The 19,365-nt window shown below is 40.8% G+C and carries 14 protein-coding genes; 1 reads left to right on the top strand and 13 read right to left on the bottom strand.

Going from position 1 to position 19,365, the window contains the following annotated elements:
• Positions 1–26: 26 nt before the first annotated feature.
• The 4 genes from E0F88_RS08165 to E0F88_RS08150 all read right to left on the bottom strand — a co-directional run bounded on the left by E0F88_RS08165 (position 27) and on the right by E0F88_RS08150 (position 4,431).
• Positions 27–335, bottom strand: a complete 309-nt coding sequence (locus E0F88_RS08165) for a rhodanese-like domain-containing protein (RefSeq protein ID WP_131957752.1) — start codon at positions 333–335, stop codon at positions 27–29.
• 174 nt (positions 336–509) lie between these two features.
• Complete coding sequence (locus E0F88_RS08160; protein ID WP_131957751.1) at positions 510–1,655, bottom strand: DEAD/DEAH box helicase; 1,146 nt, start codon at positions 1,653–1,655, stop codon at positions 510–512.
• A 179-nt stretch (positions 1,656–1,834) separates the two neighbouring features.
• The gene (locus E0F88_RS08155) at positions 1,835–3,568 is read right to left on the bottom strand and encodes a M14 family metallopeptidase (protein WP_131957750.1); all 1,734 of its coding nucleotides are present in this window, start codon (positions 3,566–3,568) and stop codon (positions 1,835–1,837) included.
• Between the two features lie 176 nt (positions 3,569–3,744).
• Positions 3,745–4,431, bottom strand: coding sequence for a hypothetical protein (locus E0F88_RS08150; RefSeq protein ID WP_131957749.1), 687 nt, complete (start codon positions 4,429–4,431; stop codon positions 3,745–3,747).
• Between the two features lie 460 nt (positions 4,432–4,891).
• Here E0F88_RS08150 and E0F88_RS08145 point away from each other — a divergent pair, with 460 nt between their 5' ends.
• Complete coding sequence (locus E0F88_RS08145; RefSeq protein WP_131957748.1) at positions 4,892–6,133, top strand: cation:proton antiporter; 1,242 nt, start codon at positions 4,892–4,894, stop codon at positions 6,131–6,133.
• A 42-nt stretch (positions 6,134–6,175) separates the two neighbouring features.
• Here the strand turns inward: E0F88_RS08145 and E0F88_RS08140 are convergent, their stop codons facing one another.
• The 9 genes from E0F88_RS08140 to E0F88_RS08100 all read right to left on the bottom strand — a co-directional run bounded on the left by E0F88_RS08140 (position 6,176) and on the right by E0F88_RS08100 (position 19,298).
• Positions 6,176–7,198, bottom strand: coding sequence for an alginate O-acetyltransferase AlgX-related protein (locus tag E0F88_RS08140; protein ID WP_131957747.1), 1,023 nt, complete (start codon positions 7,196–7,198; stop codon positions 6,176–6,178).
• A 1-nt stretch (position 7,199) separates the two neighbouring features.
• Positions 7,200–9,884 (bottom strand): hypothetical protein, encoded by a 2,685-nt coding sequence (locus E0F88_RS08135; protein WP_131957746.1) that lies wholly within the window; start codon positions 9,882–9,884, stop codon positions 7,200–7,202.
• 11 nt (positions 9,885–9,895) lie between these two features.
• Entirely contained in the window at positions 9,896–10,639 is a 744-nt protein-coding gene (locus tag E0F88_RS08130) for a glycosyltransferase family 2 protein (protein WP_131957745.1), read from the bottom strand.
• A gap of 73 nt (positions 10,640–10,712) precedes the next feature.
• On the bottom strand, positions 10,713–11,831 hold the full coding sequence (locus E0F88_RS08125) for an acyltransferase family protein (protein ID WP_131957744.1): 1,119 nt from the start codon (positions 11,829–11,831) through the stop codon (positions 10,713–10,715).
• Between the two features lie 2 nt (positions 11,832–11,833).
• Positions 11,834–13,528: a hypothetical protein gene (locus E0F88_RS08120; protein ID WP_131957743.1), complete on the bottom strand. Its 1,695-nt coding sequence runs from the start codon at positions 13,526–13,528 to the stop codon at positions 11,834–11,836.
• Positions 13,525–14,445 carry a transketolase family protein gene (locus E0F88_RS08115; protein ID WP_131957742.1) on the bottom strand — a complete coding sequence of 307 codons (921 nt, stop codon included), beginning with the start codon at positions 14,443–14,445 and terminating at the stop codon, positions 13,525–13,527. The genes E0F88_RS08120 and E0F88_RS08115 overlap by 4 nt, the downstream gene beginning before the upstream one ends.
• A gap of 28 nt (positions 14,446–14,473) precedes the next feature.
• Positions 14,474–16,468 carry an NAD-dependent epimerase/dehydratase family protein gene (locus E0F88_RS08110; RefSeq protein ID WP_131957741.1) on the bottom strand — a complete coding sequence of 665 codons (1,995 nt, stop codon included), beginning with the start codon at positions 16,466–16,468 and terminating at the stop codon, positions 14,474–14,476.
• The gene (locus E0F88_RS08105) at positions 16,461–17,288 is read right to left on the bottom strand and encodes a transketolase (protein WP_131957740.1); all 828 of its coding nucleotides are present in this window, start codon (positions 17,286–17,288) and stop codon (positions 16,461–16,463) included. Before E0F88_RS08105 ends, E0F88_RS08110 begins: the two co-directional genes overlap by 8 nt.
• 141 nt (positions 17,289–17,429) lie before the next feature.
• Positions 17,430–19,298: a glycosyltransferase family 39 protein gene (locus tag E0F88_RS08100; RefSeq protein ID WP_131957739.1), complete on the bottom strand. Its 1,869-nt coding sequence runs from the start codon at positions 19,296–19,298 to the stop codon at positions 17,430–17,432.
• Positions 19,299–19,365: the final 67 nt, after the last annotated feature.

Below are 19,365 nucleotides of genomic sequence, written 5' to 3'. Positions count from 1 at the left end.
AATGAACGGAGAATTTGATCGTGAAGTTACTCCGACTCAATAATCCCTCCCTTTACATGTAATATGACCTTGTCGTTCCATTCCGATATACGGCAGTAATCCATCGCGGCAACTTTGCTTCTTACGCCATTGGTACAGATTACAATGATGGTTTTGTATCGAGAAACAAGCTCACGTTTTTCTCTGATTTCTGCAAGGGGAATATTTAAGCCGCCCTCATTAAATTCTTCAAACTCCCATACTTCCCTTACATCCACCAAAACCGCGTCACTCCGCTTACGGATTATTTCCTGCATCTGACTTAATGATATGTCGGAGTAGGTATTTTTTGTCATTTTACGGTATTTAGTGAAATGTGAAAAGTGAGAAGTGAAATGTAAGCTTGTACCGTTTTACTTTTCACATCTCACTTTTCACAATAAAAGCCACAAAGACGGACCGAACAAAAGTTCATCAATCTTTGTGGTCTTTATTTTTATGCCTGCAACAGTTCAATTGCTGTGTGCAGCTTAATATCTTCCGGTATCAAAAGGGTGGTTTTTCTCGATCGGGATATTTTTAGCAATCAGTTTGTGGATGTCTTTCAGAAATGGTTTTTCTTCTACATCACAAAACGAAAGTGCTGTTCCTTTTGCACCCGCGCGGCCTGTTCTTCCTATCCGGTGAACGTATGTTTCCGGAATATTAGGGATTTCGTAATTAATCACGTGTGTTAAATCATCAACATCAATTCCTCTTGCGGCGATATCGGTTGCTACAAGGACACGTGTTGTCTGGCTCTTAAAGTTTTTCAACGCATTCTGACGTGCATTTTGAGACTTGTTACCATGAATCGCTTCGGAAGTAACACCCGCTTTACGCAGCACTTTTACCACCTTGTCAGCACCATGTTTGGTACGTGTGAAAACCAAAGCAGTAGCTATCGTAGAATCTTCAAGAATATGCAGCAGCAAAGAATTTTTGTCTGATTTGTCTACATAAAAAAGAGATTGTTTGATCGTATCCGCAGTTGATGAAATCGGAGTTACTTCAACTTTCGCTGGATTAGTCAGAATGGTGTCTGCAAGGACCATAATCGCAGGAGGCATGGTAGCTGAGAAAAACAAAGACTGACGTTTTGCAGGTAAAAGTTTAATAACTTTTTTTACATCATGGACAAAACCCATGTCCAGCATACGGTCTGCTTCATCTAAAACAAATATTTCCAGCTGGTTTAATTTAATAAATCCCTGGTTGATCAAATCCAGTAAACGTCCGGGTGTTGCAATCAGCACATCAACTCCGCTTCGTAAAGCATCTGTCTGCGGCTTTTGACCTACACCGCCGAAAATTACCGTATGTTTGATACCCGTGTGGCGACCGTAAGCAGCAAAACTTTCGCCAATCTGAATCGCAAGTTCGCGGGTAGGTGTCAGGATCAATGTTCTGATCCTGCTTCTTTCCGACTTATTGATCGGACTATTCGTGAGCAGCTGTAAAATTGGTATTGCGAAGGCGGCTGTTTTACCTGTTCCCGTTTGCGCACATCCCAAAAGATCTCTTTGCTGTAAAATAAGGGGAATTGCTTTTGACTGAATTGGGGTGGGTGTTGTGTAGCCTTCTTCTGTCAGAGCCTTTGAAATAGGCTCGATGAGTTCTAAATCTTGAAATGTCATTTGGTTTTGTTAAGACGCTCCACCAAATCAATTCAAAATGGAAAGAGCAAAAATGTATCGATGTCAACTGAATAAGTCTCAGCTGACATCGGGTTCATAACAGCATGCTATCTTTAAACGTTCAATGTTGTAACGTTCAGGGCTGGGCGGACAGACCTAACCGTTTGAAAATCTGATTTTTATTTTGCCATAACCCTGAAAACCGGATACCTGCGATATCCTTTTTCTGCATAATCCGAGTTTTCGTAAATAAAATTAAGCTGCGCTTCTCCGCTTTTGGCAAATTCAGGTTCAGTCTTTTTCTTGTCTTCCAGCTTTTTCTTTAATTCCGGTGATTTTTCCAGAAGCGCTGTGGCAAGGTCTTCAAAAACATAAGCTGAGAAATGTTCTTTCGCCTGAAGTATAGTATCAAAAAAATTCCACTTGAAAAAAGAATCGACTGCCTTAGGTTCAAGCGTTTCGATGATATAACGGTTAGTCCATTGGTTTACAGGAATATACCAGTCGCCCTTTTTGAAACTTACTTTTGTTTTTACTGTTTTAAATGTAACGCCGGTATGCCAGTAGTGTCCTTCGAAAGGCTGTTTGGGAGATTCATAGTCGGTAATATAGTAAGCCTCCACATCCATTTCCGTATCCTTCTCAAGCTTTTTCATCTCCACTTTGTTAAGTTTCAAAAGATCGATAATATTGAACCAACCCTGCGGAATGATATATGCCTCAGGTTTTATTATGACATCAAGCGGTTCGTAAGTGTCATAAAAAGGAATTGTTTTGGTAAAAGGTTTGGTACGGTCATAGTGAAGGCGGTTAAGCCCGCTTACTTTACTTGGAATATATTCGGGTTCGAAACCTTTAAAAGTGATATCTGTTTTTTTGTCCTTATTGACCTGCCAGGTAACAGCAAATTTTTCCTGTGTTTTTACTGCTTCTTTTGTTTCCTTACGTAACCGCATGATCTGTGAACGTGTTGTAGCCAGGAATTTCAGATTTCCGTGCAGGTAAGCGTAAGTGGATTTGACACGCTGTTCGTAAGGTTTTAGCATATGTGTTTCCGTCATTACACCAATCGTATGAAACAGCGCCGCATAACCTGTCGAGTAACGTGGCCAATCCGGAAACTGAACAAAACCTTTGTCGGGTGTTTGCCCGTAAGCATTTACGTAAGGTGTGGACTCAAATCCTGCTTCTTTTAAATGTTTATACATATAAGGAAGAAAAACCTTGTCATTAAAATCGCCCAGCGGCCCTCCAAGTTTGTCCTTTTGTGCGTAATCCAGCGTCATTACATATTGGTAGTCAGCGCCGTTGCTTACGTGAGTATCTGCAAAAAGGTCAGGATCGAGCTCATGAAAAATTCCGGCAAAACTTTTTGCATTACGTGTGTCGTTTTTGATAAAATCGCGGTTGAGATCAAAATTCCTGGCATTTCCGCGAAAGCCATATTCTTCCGGGCCATCCTGATTGGTACGTGTTGTACTGTTTCTGTTTAGTGCACCGCCAATGTTATAAAAAGGAATGATTGCCAATACAACGCTGTCCATTTCAGGGAATTTGCCCGGATTAAGGGCGATGTCACGTAACAGCATCATCGACGCATCCACACCATCTGGTTCTCCCGGATGTATGGCGTTATTAATCAACAGAATAGCTTTTCCCTGGGATTTTAGTTTTTTTATGTCAAAGTTTTTGTTTCGGGAATAGAGTACCAGGTGCAATGGTTTGCCGCTGTCAGTCAGACCTTTTTCTGCAATTTGTATCTGAGGAAAGTTCTTGGCAAGAAGTTTATAAAACGCAATGCCCTCTTCGTAAGTTGGTGTCTGCTTTCCGCCACTTTTTTCAAAACGAGTTTGATATTGTGCAGTTAAAGGGAGTGAAATAATCAGGCAAAGGAAGAGTCGGAAAAAGGACATAGGTTCAGATCAATATTTGCAGAGTGAAAAGATATTGGTCTGAAAGTAAGCAGTTTTTCTTAAATTTTATTGCCGGAATATGGTTTGTTATTTATTAATAAAAATCATCATAAAAAAAGCCGGACAAATACAGAAAGACTTTCCGCATAAATCCGGCTTCTTCGTTTTAAAACTAATTAGTCCTCTTCTTCAACCGCAATATCTGCGTGAGACTCTGCTTCGAAAGAATCTGCGTATTTGATTTCATCAAGCCAGTAAGACGAGCTCACTACTTCAAAAGTTACCGAATCAGCTTCCTTTGAAATTGTGTTTAGCTGCCAAAGTATGCTTTCGGCCTCTTTGAAGCTGGTACCTTCCACCTGATCAGAAAATAACCGGTGAATCAGACTGTGATCCGACATGCCTGCAGCCAGCAATCTTACAACCGGAGCTTCCGGGTTTTCCTCAAAAATGGATACGTCCCCAGTAATCTTCATCTGAAACTGAACGCCTTCCGCCCTTGGGAATTTACCATTGTAGGCCTGATATAAAAGTTGTGTAGCTCTGAAAAAATCCGGGTGTAAAGACAGTTCCGGATATTCCTCCCAAAGTTTTTCAGTGAGGATTTCATGAGAAAGATTTTCTATCTGGCCGTCTGTCAGTCTATCCTGAATTACGTAGTCTAAAACGATTTTGGCGGATTCGGCCGGTTCATAGTCCGTTAGTGACATCAGGCACATTTCCTTAAGTTCGCTTTCTTTGATTTCCTCCGGATTGGAGTAATCCATGTTATTCAGCAGGGCAAGATAGTCGGTCGTTTCCCAGGAGCCTGGCAATTCATTAATTGTATTAAAAGAGAGAATTTCAACTTTAAAAGAACTCATATTTTCTTTGGTTATCGCTGGTTGCTAAATGTAAGTGCTTCTGTTTCTTATCAATTGCCACATTACAGAAATAAGATGTAGTAAAACTGTGCCATTCGAAGCCGCTTCAGGTATGTCCGGCTTTTAACAATCCTACTCTCGGACGGACCAACCTCACCGTCAGCCACAATGGAGGCACAATTATAATTGTAAGAACAACTGATATAAATCAAATATTTGCGGCTTTATATATGGGAAGATAAATATATTTTGAATAAATTATTATGGGAAAGCATTTATTAATATGTAAAAGGAGGGTGGTTTTCCGACAATCCTGATACTCCCAATCTATAAAGAATTAAGTTATTTATCCATAAATAATCTAAAATTAGAATACCATTAGAAGTACCTTTTTACTCCTTCTTCACCTTTCATATCTGCCATAATTTTCCTATTTTGGGCTAGTACAAATATTAGTCTTATGGAATTATACTATTCATTTTCTGCCCTCATCGTTCTCTCTGCAATCTTTTCTTACATTAACGCCCGGTTTTTAAAGCTGCCTGCTTCTATCGGAATCATGGTCATTGCGCTACTGGTTTCACTTGGTTTGCTGGCAACAGATAATATTTTCCCTCATACCTTTGACAGGATCACCAGGCTTATCGCAAGTGTCGATCTGACTGAAATCCTGATGGGAGCAATGCTTAACTTTTTGCTGTTTGCCGGCGCTATCCACATACATCTTGAAGACCTGAAAGAGCAGCGGATGCCTATTGTTGTTTTTTCAACCGTAAGTGTGGTGATGTCCACATTTATAGTTGGTTTCCTTGTGTATCATATTCTTCCGATTTTTGGAATGACCGTTCCTTTTATTCAATGTCTGGTATTTGGAGCGCTCATTTCTCCCACCGATCCCATTGCTGTTTTGGGGATCTTAAAACAAGCAGGCGTACCAAAATCCCTGGAAACAAAAATTGCGGGTGAGTCGCTTTTCAACGACGGAATGGCCGTAGTGATTTTTATTGTGATGCTTGCTCTTGCCAGAGGTGAAGAAGTGAATACGTCATTTAGCGGGATTTCTTTGCTGCTTGCGAAAGAAGCGCTCGGAGGAATTGTATTAGGCTTGTTGCTTGGTTTTGTAGGTTCTCAGATGATCTACCGGGTCGATGGTTACAATGTACACGTGCTGATTACCCTGGCCATTGTGATGGGCGGCCATCTTGCTGCGCAGGCACTCCACATGTCCGGTCCGCTGGCGATGGTTGCTGCTGGTCTGGTTGTAGGTAATTATGGTAAGAATCTGGGTGGCGTTTCGGAAGATGAGCGTGATTATATCGACAAATTCTGGGAGCTTATCGATGAAATCCTGAATGCGATTTTGTTCCTTATTATTGGCCTGGAATTATTACTTATACCTGATCTTAAACAATATGCAGTGGTTGGTATGATTGCGATTGTAGTAGTGCTTCTGGCAAGGTTTCTGTCTATATATATTCCTGTTAAAATTATACCTTTTAAAAATCGCTTTGGCCGTAAATCAATAACGATTCTGGTTTGGGGTGGTTTACGGGGAGGTGTTTCCGTTGCCCTGGCCTTATCAATCGATGATCACTTACACAAAGACCTATTTCTAGCCATAACCTATTTTGTGGTCCTGTTCTCAATCATTGTACAGGGACTTACGGTGGGGAAATTAACCAAGAAAATGGAAAATCTTTAAGAAACCTGAGTTTGTAGAACTGAAGTCAGCTGATTAGCAAATCTATAATATTGGTTTGTTGGCCAGCTGATTTATTGTTTGATTGGCCTTATTCAGCCATAAATACTGTCCTGCGCAAGTCCAGTGCGAATCACCTTTAAGGTAAGCACGGTCTCCCATTTTTCTGAAATCCTGATACACATCAATGTATGGAATTTCAAGGGCGGGGTGGGAGTAAACTTTGTCTATCAGACTATTATAATGCCCATAATCAGGCATTAATACCGAAACTTTGTTGGGAATAATGGAAAGAACCACAGCATCAAAACCCAGTTTCAAAGCGATTTCCCTGCTTTTATTTAAGTGAATAACCAAAGAATCGACTTCTGAATTGGATAGTTCTGAAAATGAGGAGGTCAGTTTTGTGGTATCGGTATCTGTGTCCATGTAATAGACAATGTTTTTGTCATCGTTAACCCGGGTAACTTCTTTATTTACACGATTAAAAATTTTGTAATTAAAGTCTGCTTTAAGCTGTTTCAAAGCAAGGACAAAATCGTTTTGAAACAAAATTTCGTCCAATCTTCCTTCTGTGGATTTCGACCTGAATGCATCATCAAGTTTATTCATGAAAGGCTGATCGAAATTTCTGTTAACAAATGTTGCGGAATCAGCAACCAGATTGGTTAGCGGACCGGCAGTGAATTTATCCCTGAAATGACGTTCTACTGATTCAATCAGCAAGATGTTTACTTCCGCAGGGTCAGGTTTGAAATGCAGAACTTCTCCCCAGCGCACATTTGTGTAAGCATCTGCCGCAAAATCTTTTTGGCCTACGCGTTCTTTTTCCGTGAAACTATCACCAATCAGGTAAAGGTGAACTTTCTTTGAAGTGCTTTTGGCAGGTGCTTTATAGTCGGGACAAGCTGCTCTTGGATCTTTAAACTGACTTAAATTGGAAAGTCTGTACAGGTCGCCAAACCTGTAACTATCCTGAGCTGTCATTTTCGAACTCAGGTCAGGACTTAAAGCCACGATCCAGATCGCGGCACCTATCAATAAAAATATATATCTCAGATATCTCATTCTATCTCAGCTTAATGGACCACACCTGGATTTTTTTCTCTGACTTACTAAATATCAACAATTTATAATATCCTGGCTGGTAAGTTAGCTGAACCGGCATCTCAGACGGAATTGCTTTATCTCCAAGCCGTCGCCCTGTCATGTCAAATACAGTCGTGTAATTCCCGGAACGGATCGTGATAAAACGGTTGTCAACACCGAAGAAATGATACTGAATATCTGCATTTGGAAGAATATCTTTTATTTCAAAAAGCTCTTCACCTTCCTTAGTCAGGATGGCTGTTTTCGAAAAAGCAGAACGTACCAGAATCCAATCCAGAGAATTTCTGTCAAAGAGTGTTTTAAAATTAGAGCCGGGCTCAGGTCTCAAAAGCTGTCTGCGGGAAGTTATTTTACCATCCAGGTTAATTCTTATCAACTCACCGGAAACGCTCACGCCAACAAGTTCCGGCTGACCGCTCGCGAGATTCTGTGCCCAGGTAAATGCACTTTCTGTCCGGGTTAAAATATCCACCGGAAAGCCTGATCTTACAGCACCATTTTCTTTTAACAGAAAGATCTTTCCGTTTTTCTGCGTTACGATAAAACCTCTGTTTCCAATCTGATTAAGTGCTACAACGGGGCTTTGAATATTTTCAAAGCGATTGTTTCTGTTTAATCTTTTGATAGGCTTGCTAACGCTTTCCCACAAAAATAATTCCTGTGCTTCATTTTGTATAATGAACCGATTACTGCCATCGTAACCCCCGTCAATCAGATACAGCGCAGAAACAGGTGTGGAGGAGGGTACAGTTTCGGAGAAGGTAGTAATTCTTGTTGAATCATCCTGGTCCAGCGCATAAACGGTACTTTGCGTAGCAAAAATTCGCTGCTCCCGACCAATATTCAGGAAGTCGACCTTATAGGCGGAAGTTGAAATCGGTCCGTTTAATTTTGCAATGGTTTCTGTTTTACCGGTTTTAAGATCATTTGTCCTGAGCAGATTACTTACTTCATCGGTAAGCAAAATCTCCGAACTCCCATCGACCGGATTTTGAAGTGCTGCCAGCTGTTTGTCATAAAGAAGCGGCCATTCAATATCAATATTCAAAAATGTACGGTTCAGCACTTTCTTTGCTGTCTGCCTTTTCTTGGGAACAAGCGTGATTTCCGGAAAAGCATCTTTTCCGTCATATCGGCATTGAATAACAACGGATTCTATTTTGGATGTAAGATCGGTATAACTTTTACCTCCACGGTTTCCCGAGCGCGACTGAGCCTTCCGTAAATTGACGATCATTGAAAGTTGTGCATCGGCTTTGTCGCCTGTCAGGATACTGTCATATTCAGGTGACTGTTGCCAGGTAATGTGGTTTTCATAGTCGACAATGTAATTCTGCAAAACCTGTGAATTATTGCTGATAACCAGATAGGGTGCAACATAGGTAATATAACTTACCGGAAATCCGGTAAACATAGGGCCGTATAATCCAACGGGTAGTTCTGGGATAGGAACAGCATAAATATCATAACCCTGATATTTGTCTACCGAAACATTTGCCTCCTGATTTGATAACCTGGCAAGTTTTTGAAGTACCGGTCTGAGTTTGTCGTAATTAGAAAATTCAGCCAGTAATATCTTTCCATCGCTGATGCTGTTATTTTCTTCAAGCTGGCAGAGTATCAGTTCCGATCCAAAATTACCGGTAAGCAAACTGCTTTCTTTGCCAATGTAATAATTCAGTTTGTCCCAGGCTTCATTTTTAGTTTTACCGTGCCATTTCAGGAATTGCTTTTTAAACATTTCCTTGTCGCTTGCGGCAAATCTGTAAAAATAGGAGGTCTGCTGAGAGATGTGTTTGTGTCCCGTAAATGGTGCGCCGGGATTGTCACTTAATAAGTTAGCGAGGTAATAATCCGGTGTATCAGAGCCTGTGGATTCTAAAATCAGGGAATTCTTTTCAGAAGTCTTATCAATATGGAAATCCTGCAGGTAAGGAAAATTTTTAGCGAATTCTTTATAAGTACCGTTATCATTTCCGGTAGGAATAATCGCTCTCCAGGCTTCACTTTTAAGATAAATATTGGTCCCGTAATCCGAATCTTCAATTTTTGAAAACTGGGATCTTAATTTAAAAGACTGAATATTAAGGGAGGACGATCGGATCACGTCTTCAATCATATCTCCAAAATAGCTGACAATCAGAAAATTATCTTTAACCAGATAAGAAAATAATGGCCGCGATTGTGTGTCGTTGATGTCGGTTATGCGATAATCCTGAAAGGTATGATGCAGAGCGCGGATATTGGTGTGCTGAGGAGCAGCAAGCCATTTTGCTTCGTCGTCCTTTTCTATGGGAATATACATCAAAATCCCCCATTCCGTACTGGTCCTGGGATGGTAAGAATAAGTGATCGTTTTGCCTTTCAGAAAATCATATACTTTCTTTGGGTTATTAGAAAGCAGGTTAAGCAGCGAAAGATTGTCGCTGGCAAAATCGATTAACGGCAGCTTCTTGACATCAATGCCTGCTTCTGTCGCAGTATAAAGCGAATCCTGCAAATGCTCGCTTGTAATAACTACAACCGCGTTTGACGGAATGTGTTTCCAGGCCGCAGACGATCCTCTGAACCACTTGAATAGAAAATATCCTGCTAATGCAATAATTGACACCAGCAGGATAATGTAAATTTTTTTTCTCAGCACAGCTTAATTATTTAAGCACGGATCGCCTTCACTTTTTGATTAAGTTCAAGACGGAACCGCAATAGTTCCTTGAAGCTTCTGATACACACTTTCCACAGGTTCCATTTTACAATAGAAACGGTTCCTGTTTCACGGTCCTTATGAGTAATTGGAATATCGAATGTTTCCTGTCCCGATTTTTTTGCCATAACCGATAAAAATATATTCGGTGCAAAAGGCTCAGGATTAGGCAGCTGGTTCATCAGTTTTTGCAGGAATATTCCTTTTATCAAACGGAATGGAATGTTGCTGTCCATAATGTAAGTACCGTAAACAAGAGATATGGTACCCCGAAGAAATTTGGTGATGAAAAGACGAACACCAGCGTCGTGCCGTACTTCCCGATAACCCAAAATAAACTGGGATTGATCTCTTTTATTCCAAAGTTTATCAAAATCATCAGAAACGAACTGATCGTCACTGTCTGTTTGGAAAACATATTGTGAATCCAGTTCGAGGGCCTTGTGGTATCCGTTTACAACGGCATTTCCATGTCCCCCATTTTTTTGATTTATAACTGTCAGGTTGGTTACTTCTTTTTCAAGTTTGTCCAAAAGCACTTTTGTGTTGTCTTTGGATCCGTCATTAATAACGATTAGTGTGGTGTTATCATTAGGAAATTTATTTTTTAAGAAGCTAGTCCAGCTGTGTACTACTTTTTCGATACAATCCTGTTCGTTGTATGCGGGCATTACAATGCTTAAAAGGAACGACATGCAGAAGTTTATTTGGTATGTTTGCGCGAAATTAAGAAATAAAGCTTAAAAGTCAGTACTGCTTATCCATTATTTACTTAGCGTACTTGTCTTTCAAAGCGTTGATGGGTTTTTCAAAGAAATGCCAGGATACTGCCGCTACCAAAACGGTAAACACACAAACAGCCGTAAACTGAAAAGGCGCAAAATCTTTCAATTCAGGGAAATGACGATAAACCTTGTTAAAGAACCTTACAACCGGGTGATTTGGGCCGCTATGGTAATGATTAAAAACAAAGTTGTGATAGAGGTAAATGCCATAACTTATCCTGCCCAGATAAACACTTACTTTGTTTTCGAGAAAGGCGGCCATTAAACCTGTATAACCTGTCACTGCGTGGCCAATCAGAAAGAAACAAAATGCAGAAGCGGCCAGACGATCAAAAACTACTTTGATCAAATTATGTTTGGTAACCGGAACTGAGTTCTGCCCGGTATAATACGACCAATAATAAACCAGCAGCCAAACCAGCAGGCCTAAAACCACCAGCCACGATTTATTGAAAAACTTACTAAATGTTTCCTTTTTATAAAGCTGAAGCCATGCCATAAAACCTCCAAATGCAAATGAATCCAGACAAGCCGGCATAGAAACATACGACACAATCCAGGACCTACCACTTAAATAGAAATACAGGCGAAGTAAAACACTCAAAACACCCATAATACCGAAAACGGTAAGCAGGCTTTTCCTTGGAACGAAAAATATCAGGAATGGAAAAATAAGATAAACCTGTTCTTCAACCGCCAAAGACCAGAGATGATCTACCGATCCCATCCATCCTTCATGGCTTGCCATATAAATGTTGGTGCCGTACAATACCAGCCAGGCAAGATATTCACGTACAGATGGTTCGCCCAGAATATAAAGAATCAGCAGACAGAGATAATAAACAGGGAAAATCCTGATGGTACGCCGGATAAGAAACTTGCGGATATATTTTTTGAATCCTCCCGGTTCATTTTGCAGTTTATTCCGGCTTTGCATCAGAATCCTCGAGATCAAAAAACCACTCAAAACAAAAAACATCGTTACACCCAGCTCCCCTAGCGGAAGAGAACTATCAGTAAGGTGGGCGATCAGTACAAGGGCAACAGCAATGAAGCGAATTCCGTCCAATTGAATAATGTGGCCCTTAGAGGTTGCGTGCATAGTTACCAGTTTACTTTTACTTTATTCTCTTTTGTTTCAGGAATTACTACTTTCTGATTTTTAAAAAGAATTCCTGTTTGATCTCCTTCCTGCCTGATCAGTGCTACATTGTAGATTCCCTGATCCATTTTGGAAAAGGGTATATCCGCATGAAATCCGGGTGCAAAGTAGTATTGTTTTAAAAACAATTGTTTGCGGCTCTTGTTACGTGTGCGTGATGCCTCAAAAATATAAAACCTGTCTTTTGACTTAAAAAGAATATAAATACCACTGTCCTGCAAACGCTGACTGGTAAAGGTTGCATTTTCAACTTTAAAAGATTTCTCTCCTTTAGTAAAAGTTGTTTTATCGTATAACTGAATAAGGCCACGGGAGCTTCCTGCGTAGGTTTGCCTTTCTGCGATGGAGATTAACGGCAGCCAATTGTCGTAAATTACCGGTGTTTTGGCAACAACTCTGCCGGCGAAGGTACTGTCATCAGCAGGCCTCAGGCTTTTGTCCTTGTAAGTCCAGTTGAACTGTTCGGAAATTAGCATCTTGCGAAGATTATAGGCGTCCACAAGATGATAATGGTAGTTAAACACATTAAATAAAATCGCAAAAAACACGATTGCAGTGATGTAAGGAGATAAAAAGCTGCCGCGTATCGGAATAACCACATACAGATAAGCAACGATCAACAGTAACACTGAATAAATTTTGTATTTGCTGGTAATTAAGCCTTCAATTCCAAAACCAGCACGACTGTAAGTTACAATCAAAGCGGTACCCAAAATAAAGAGAATCGTTCCGAGACAAAAAAGGTCCGTAATCTTTTCAAACCTGACAGGATATTTATTTCTGATGATTCTGAAAAGTGTAGTGGAGGCAATAGAAACGGCAACCAAAAATAAGACCGTTCCAAGAAGGAAACAAACCCGGAAATTATCGAGAACCGGGAAGGACTCGGCAAATGAGCCCAAAAACGCCATGTAACCTTTGATGATCTGTAAAACAGAGGCCTTGGCCACCGGATTAGATTCAACTCTGGTGTAGGAATGAAAATATAAAAATATCGCGGCGGCGGCTGTTGCAAGAAAAAGTGCCAGGCGTTTCCTGTTTCCGGTAAGAAAAATAAGAAGGGCTCCAATCGGGAATACGAAAAAGCCATTAGGACTTGTGGATACTGTTAACAAAGCCACCGGTATTGAAAGCGCAAAAAGCCAGTTCTTGGGATTCACGCATAAATAAATGGTCCAGACAGCAAAGGTTACAACACCAAAATTCTGGATAGAAGCCATTCCCCAATACATATTTTCCCACATTCCCAGCGTAAGCAGGATGAAGGGTACCGGGACAAGCGCAAAAAGCGGCTTTTTATTGTTTTTTAGCAGAATATGCCACAAGGGTAAAATTCCCAGTAACAGCAAATTGCCGGCCAGCATCAGATGCCGGTAATTAAGCGTTCCGAAGAGCGAAAAGTCTATCCAGGAAATAAGTCTTGTAATCGCAATGCGGTGTTCATTGTGCTGCTTATAGAGTATTGAGATTTTATCTTTCCAGTTGTCTGCTGTGGCAAAATTGACAATGAAACCTTTAAGCGGATGATCGTCCCATTTCGGAATATTTATGGCATAATAATCCCAGGCCACAAAATAGATGCCGACAGGGACCAAAATGATCAGGATGATAAATAAGCGCAAAGCTCCTTTTGTCATGCCGGAATCAAAAGTTGGTTGATATGCGAAATAATTGAATCAGGATCCAAACCGGAGAGTTTTTGATGGTACGACTGGCTGCCATATCTTCCGTTCGGGTAACCTTCAGCTTTCAGACTTTTGAAAGAATTTGGGAAAACGCCCTTTTCCATAAGCTGTACGGACAGTTGTTGTGCAAGTCCGCCGGTACCGATATGTTCTTCCGCTACCAGAATGTTTGGTGCATTTTTCACAATTTCAAGCAAATCTGCTTCCATTTTTAATGGGAAGCGTAAGGCGGTAATTACGTTGACTTTTTCTGCAAGCTCACCAGCTATGGATAATGCTGATAAAACGTTATTAGCAACAGGACCAAGAGCAAAAACAGTTGTTTCCGCATTCAAACCTTTATGAATCACTTTAAACGATCCCGTTTGATAAGCGTGATCCGGTGTTGTTTTACCGGCACCAAGTCTGAGATAAGCTGGTCTTGCATCTTTTGTAATTTGCTGAAGAACAGGCTCTACCTCATCTGCAAAAGCGGGTACCCATACATTGGCGTTCTGAAGACCGCTCAGACACGCAATATCTTCCAGGGTATGATGGCTGCTTCCCATGATTCCGTAGCCATAACCTCCTCCGTTTCCTACTAAAAAAACAGGTAAATTATTGAAACAGACATCATTACGGAATTGCTCAAGACAGCGATAAACAATGAATGGCGCAATACTATAGCAAAACACCTTATACCCTTTGTGAGCAAAACCGGCAGCGACACCAACCATATTCTGTTCGGCAACACCTGCATTTATAAACCGCTTTCCTAATTTGGCTTTCAGGTTTTCCAGGGCATTGTATCCCAGGTCACCGGTGATGAAGACAATAGAATCATCTTCTATTGCCAGCTGTTCCATCGCATTTGAAAATTCTTTTCTCATTTTTTTATGGCCTATAGGAAATGAAGTATCACTTTCTCAGCTGTTTTACCAGCGTTCGTATTTCATCAGCCGTTTTGTATGATTTGGATCCTCGTCTGATACGTGTCCGGATGTATTTCGGTCGTTTTTTTGTTTCTTCAAAAATCTTTGTGATGTATTCTCCCAAGAATGAAATTCCCAGTATGGTAAGTCCGCCAAAAAATGTTACCAGAACGATGACTGTACTTATACCGCGAGGTGTATCAGGGAAGAAAATGAATTTGGCCATTATCTGCCAGATAATTCCCAGTATCGATAAACCCGTCAACCCGAATCCTGCGTAACTCATCAGTTCAAGAGGGGCAAAACTGAATGAGAATATTGCTTTTTTTGCCCACCAGATGTTCTTTGTCCAGTTATTGGTCGAAACACCAAACATGCGTTCCGGTCTGACATATGGTACACCGGTCTGTTTGAAACCCACCCAGGCGCGAAGGCCGCGCAGGAACTGCTCAGTTTCAGGTAAATCCACTAGTTCTTTAACAACTTTCCTGTCGATCATGGAAAAGTCTCCGGCATCGCGGGGGATCGGAATATAACTCAGGCTTTGAAAAATCTTATAAAATGTTTTGTAAAAAAAGTGAATATGTGGTTTCATTTCACGTTGCACACGAACGCCGTAAACTACATCGTTTCCGTCCATCCACTTTTCGTAAAAGGCGGGGATAATTTCCGGCGGATCTTGTAAGTCGCCATCCATCAACACCACACAATCGCCGGTAGCAATTTCCATTCCGCTCAAAAATGCGGATTGTGAACCAAAGTTACGAGAATGGCTGATGCCAACTACATTAGGGTCTTTATCACAAATTTTATTGATCACGTCTTCCTGATTATCAGGAGAACTGTCGTTTACAAAGATGATTTCGTACCGTACTTTTAATTCATTGAAAGTTTTAACCAGCCTTTCGTACATAAACGGAATCGCCTGTGCATCTTTGTAGCAGGCAATTATAGCCGTTATGACCGGATTTAGTTTTGGGTTTTCAAAGGCCGGAATAATCGTTTCTTCGTAGTTAACCGCTTCCTGCCACTGTTTGGTTTTAGACAAACCTGTTTCCAGAGAAGTTTTTGCTTTCCATCCAAAATCCGTTTCAAAAGCTGTCGGATCTCCAAACCAGTCTGCCAGGTCCCACTTCCGGTTGGACATGCTTCCCCACTGTGGTTCCTGTGGAATTGAAAAGGTACTTCTTGAGGTCTCAACCAAATCACCAATTGTGGTCTTCCTCCCGGTGGCAATGTTATAAGATCTTCCTGAGGTTTCACTATTAATTTTAAGTGCAGCATCCAAAAAGGCTTCCACGCAATCTTCAATAAAAACAAAGTCGCGGCTGATATCCGGTGAAACAAGTGATGGCAATTGCTTTTTTCTTGCACTTTCAATCACTTTTGGCATGAGTCTGTCCGGTTCTTCCCAATATCCATAAATGGAATATAGCCTGAGATTCAGCGTTTTTAAATCGAATAGCCTTGCATAATATTCGAGTAAATATGCTGCCGATACCTTGGAGACGGCATAGTGACTATTTGGTTCTACACGATCTGTTTCTTTTGGAGAAGTGCAATTGAAACCATATTCCGAGCTGCTTCCGGCATGGATATAAACCATCTCACGGGTACAGTTCTGAAGAATGTTCACCGTCCCGATTACGTTGGTTTCGTAAGTCAGGTTTACATTGCTTTGTTTGCTGTACGCTCCGTAAGCAGCGAGATTAAATATTGTTTGAGGTTTGTACTTTTCAAAGACCTCCGATACAGAGTTATTTGAAAGAATGTCGCAGTGAATGATATTTTCAAAAGGCACATTCAAAAGTTTCAACCGCCATGCTTTGGTTGCATCGTGTGTAAGTGCGTAACAATCTTTTCGGATTTTGAAAATATCATTGAAAAGATTGGCGCCGATGAAACCACTTGCGCCGAAAACAAAAATAGGTCCTTTGAGATTTCTTATTTTTTCCTGGTAGACCGGTAACTGATCAAGCATTCGTTAATTCATTAAGATAGCGTTCTTTTACTTCCAGAGTAGCCTGTTGAAATTGTTCCGGATTCATTGGCAGGTAATGCCATTCCAGTTTATTTTCCATGTAAGAAACTCCCTTTCCTTTTACCGTTTGAGCGATAATCGCCTTGGGCAATCCGTTTTTATGCGTTTTCAGTTCCTGTATAACCTCGTTGATTGAAAGAATATTGTGACCGTCTACTTCGACTGTTTCAAACCCGATCGCTTTCCATTTTTCAACAGATGCCGTCTCTCCCAGAACTTTATCAGTAAAATCAAATCCCTGCAAACCATTTTTATCGACAATCATAAACAGGTTATCAAGTTGATTCTGAATGGCGTAGTGTGCAGCTTCCCAGGTGGTTCCTTCATTGGTTTCTCCGTCTGAGAGCAAGGCGAATGAATAACTTTCTTCATCACCAATTTTAGCCGCATGGGCAATTCCGGTTGCTATTGGAAGCCCATGTCCAAGCGAACCGGTTGCAAAAGGAATACTTTTATACTGGCGCGGAGCCGGATGAGCAGGCAATGTGGTACCATCCATATAAAATGTAGCCAACTCTTCATCTGATATTTCACCCAATATATTAAGGCAGGCATATAATGCGGCAGCGGCATGTCCTTTGGATAAAATGAAGGTATCGTCGGCAGATTTATTCAGGAAAAGAACCGCTATCATCAGATCAATACAGCTAAGTGAACAGCCGATATGTCCGGCATTGGCCTGATGGTATAAACCCAGTATTTTAAGCCGCAGATCGCCGCTTAATTGTCTGGGATCGTTCAATATTTCTTCTATGGTCATCGCCATTGCGTATGTTGATGTGCTGATGTAGTTGCTGTTTTGTACTACTAAAATATGGTAAAGTAACAACTTTAATGGTACAAATAAGTCGGCAATATACGAATTCTTATTTGCCGGATGTGCTTTGGGAAGTCACTTCTGCTATTGGGAGCCGTAGCGTAAACCCTTTAAGTTGATGATTTCCAGGGTATCGTTTTCTGTATTACGTTTAATTAATATTCGGTCAACCTGAGTTGTATCCATTACCTGAACATAATTTGCAGTTTTAGGCAGGTACAAATTTGTAAGCTGCGCATCCTGTATGGAGTAAGGCAAATAGGTACGGTCCATTTCTGATAAGATTTGAAGCTTAAAGGCGGGGTATAAAATGGTATCGCCAGGATGATATATTTCCCTGATTTTTAATGCTGCTTTTTCGTAAGGATTGGGTACTCTTGGTTTTACAAACCCACCGTATTTCAACGATCGGTCTTCGTAAAATTCCTGCAAACGCTGAGCCACAAAATAAGATTGAACAACTAGGAAAAAGAAGATCAAATATTTAATCTCAGATCTTAATGAGTACACATATTGAAGCAGCAAACTAACCAAAATGATCACATAAGGAAATGAAAAACCTGAGTAACGCTGCTGAATACTATTTGTATGTCCGCCTTTTATTGCCATCAGGATAAGAAACGACGTTGGAATAACGGCCATCATGTAGAGCAGCCACAATCTTTTGCGCTTCATTTTATCAGCATTCCTATGGATGTCGTATAAAAATGACATAGTAAAAATGACAATGGATAAAACGCAGAATTGCAGTTTATTACTTGTGTAGATAACGGCGCTTATAAGAACAATAACAAAAGGCATTCCCGTAATAACCAGCGCTGGAAGTTTTATACGGTCCCTGAACCTGTACCAGACCGTCAGCAAAATACCAACCAGGACGGAAACAATGAAATTTCGTTTGCCAGGAAGTGAATCCGCCATGCCGTTTGTAAAGATCAGCAGATCGGAAAAGATAGGCAGGGATTTTTGATAAATGTAGAAAAAAGTGGCCGGAAAAACGCCGAATGGATTGTTGCCAGGGCTTGTTGCTGCAAACCTTTTATACTCCGCTGCCTGATGGTTTAAAGAATATAGTGTGTATTGCCCGCCTCCGTAAAGCAACCACCAGGTAAGTCCTGATAAAGCGGCAATGGCTGAAACTGCCATTTTTATCCATCCTGCAAAAGATCGTAAAAAGAAAAGCGCATAAAGTCCATGCACCGCCAGAACGACAATTACAAGAAAGTGACTGAGCAGTCCGAGGCCTGCCGATAAAATATAGCCCAGATATAATCCAGAATTATTTCGTTTTGTTTTACTGCCTTCAATAATCCGTAAAAAAAGATAGGTAGCCAGCAAAGTCAGGAAAAAGGTAAGCGAGTAATTTCTTGCCTGATGACTGTATGCGATAAAAAACGGTTCGATGGCTACAATCGCTGCTGCAATCAAACCGGTATTTACGGAAAAAAAGCGTTTGGCAAATTTGTAGGTGAGCCCGATAATCAACACGCTAAAAAAAACGGAAAACAGGCGGGATGTGAAATCGGAAATGCCGAATACTTCCAGCCAGTAGTGAAGCAGCAGATAATAAAACGGACTGTTGCCAATATCACTTCTGGTCATTGCTTCGTAGTAGTCAGCAATGTGTTTAGGAGACCAGAATTCTTTTGGAGTAAATGCTTTGGGTGTAAAGTGCTCCTGATAAGTAAAGGAATATAACATTTTAGGAGCCTGATGCGGGGCCGGCAACGGTGCCTTCCAGAATTCCCGTGCAGATACTTTTATCGTTGAAAAAGCTTCTTTCTGATTGGCCCCTTCCAGTACAATTCCCTGACTTACAACCATTGTGCTTTTCTCATCAAAGAAAATGCTGTAAGAATCAAGATGATAAAGCCTCAGAAGAAAACCTGCGATTAATATAAGTAAAAGTATAAACCAGGTTTTTCGATTTTCCGTTGTAGATGTGTGAGTCATTGTCTGGTAAAGTTGCTCTGCAAATTCAAAGTCAGTTTTAAGATGACCGAAGAATTTTTGCGAAAAT

It is taken from the genome of Dyadobacter psychrotolerans (genome assembly GCF_004349265.1).
Taxonomy (GTDB): domain Bacteria; phylum Bacteroidota; class Bacteroidia; order Cytophagales; family Spirosomataceae; genus Dyadobacter; species Dyadobacter psychrotolerans.
Note: the sequence above shows the minus strand (reverse complement) of the source record. Positions and strands in the feature narration are given on the sequence as shown.

Bases quoted from the DNA above. Each gene is read 5' to 3' on its own strand.
- E0F88_RS08120 (WP_131957743.1), bottom strand. From the start codon at position 13,528: ATGACAAAAGGAGCTTTGCGCTTATTTATCATCCTGATCATTTTGGTC.
- E0F88_RS08125 (WP_131957744.1), bottom strand. From the start codon at position 11,831: ATGCACGCAACCTCTAAGGGCCACATTATTCAATTGGACGGAATTCGC.
- E0F88_RS08160 (WP_131957751.1), bottom strand. From the start codon at position 1,655: ATGACATTTCAAGATTTAGAACTCATCGAGCCTATTTCAAAGGCTCTG.
- E0F88_RS08140 (WP_131957747.1), bottom strand. From the start codon at position 7,198: ATGAGATATCTGAGATATATATTTTTATTGATAGGTGCCGCGATCTGG.
- E0F88_RS08155 (WP_131957750.1), bottom strand. From the start codon at position 3,568: ATGTCCTTTTTCCGACTCTTCCTTTGCCTGATTATTTCACTCCCTTTA.
- E0F88_RS08130 (WP_131957745.1), bottom strand. From the start codon at position 10,639: ATGTCGTTCCTTTTAAGCATTGTAATGCCCGCATACAACGAACAGGAT.
- E0F88_RS08150 (WP_131957749.1), bottom strand. From the start codon at position 4,431: ATGAGTTCTTTTAAAGTTGAAATTCTCTCTTTTAATACAATTAATGAA.
- E0F88_RS08100 (WP_131957739.1), bottom strand. From the start codon at position 19,298: ATGACTCACACATCTACAACGGAAAATCGAAAAACCTGGTTTATACTT.
- E0F88_RS08110 (WP_131957741.1), bottom strand. From the start codon at position 16,468: ATGCTTGATCAGTTACCGGTCTACCAGGAAAAAATAAGAAATCTCAAA.
- E0F88_RS08165 (WP_131957752.1), bottom strand. From the start codon at position 335: ATGACAAAAAATACCTACTCCGACATATCATTAAGTCAGATGCAGGAA.
- E0F88_RS08145 (WP_131957748.1), top strand. From the start codon at position 4,892: ATGGAATTATACTATTCATTTTCTGCCCTCATCGTTCTCTCTGCAATC.
- E0F88_RS08115 (WP_131957742.1), bottom strand. From the start codon at position 14,445: ATGAGAAAAGAATTTTCAAATGCGATGGAACAGCTGGCAATAGAAGAT.
- E0F88_RS08105 (WP_131957740.1), bottom strand. From the start codon at position 17,288: ATGACCATAGAAGAAATATTGAACGATCCCAGACAATTAAGCGGCGAT.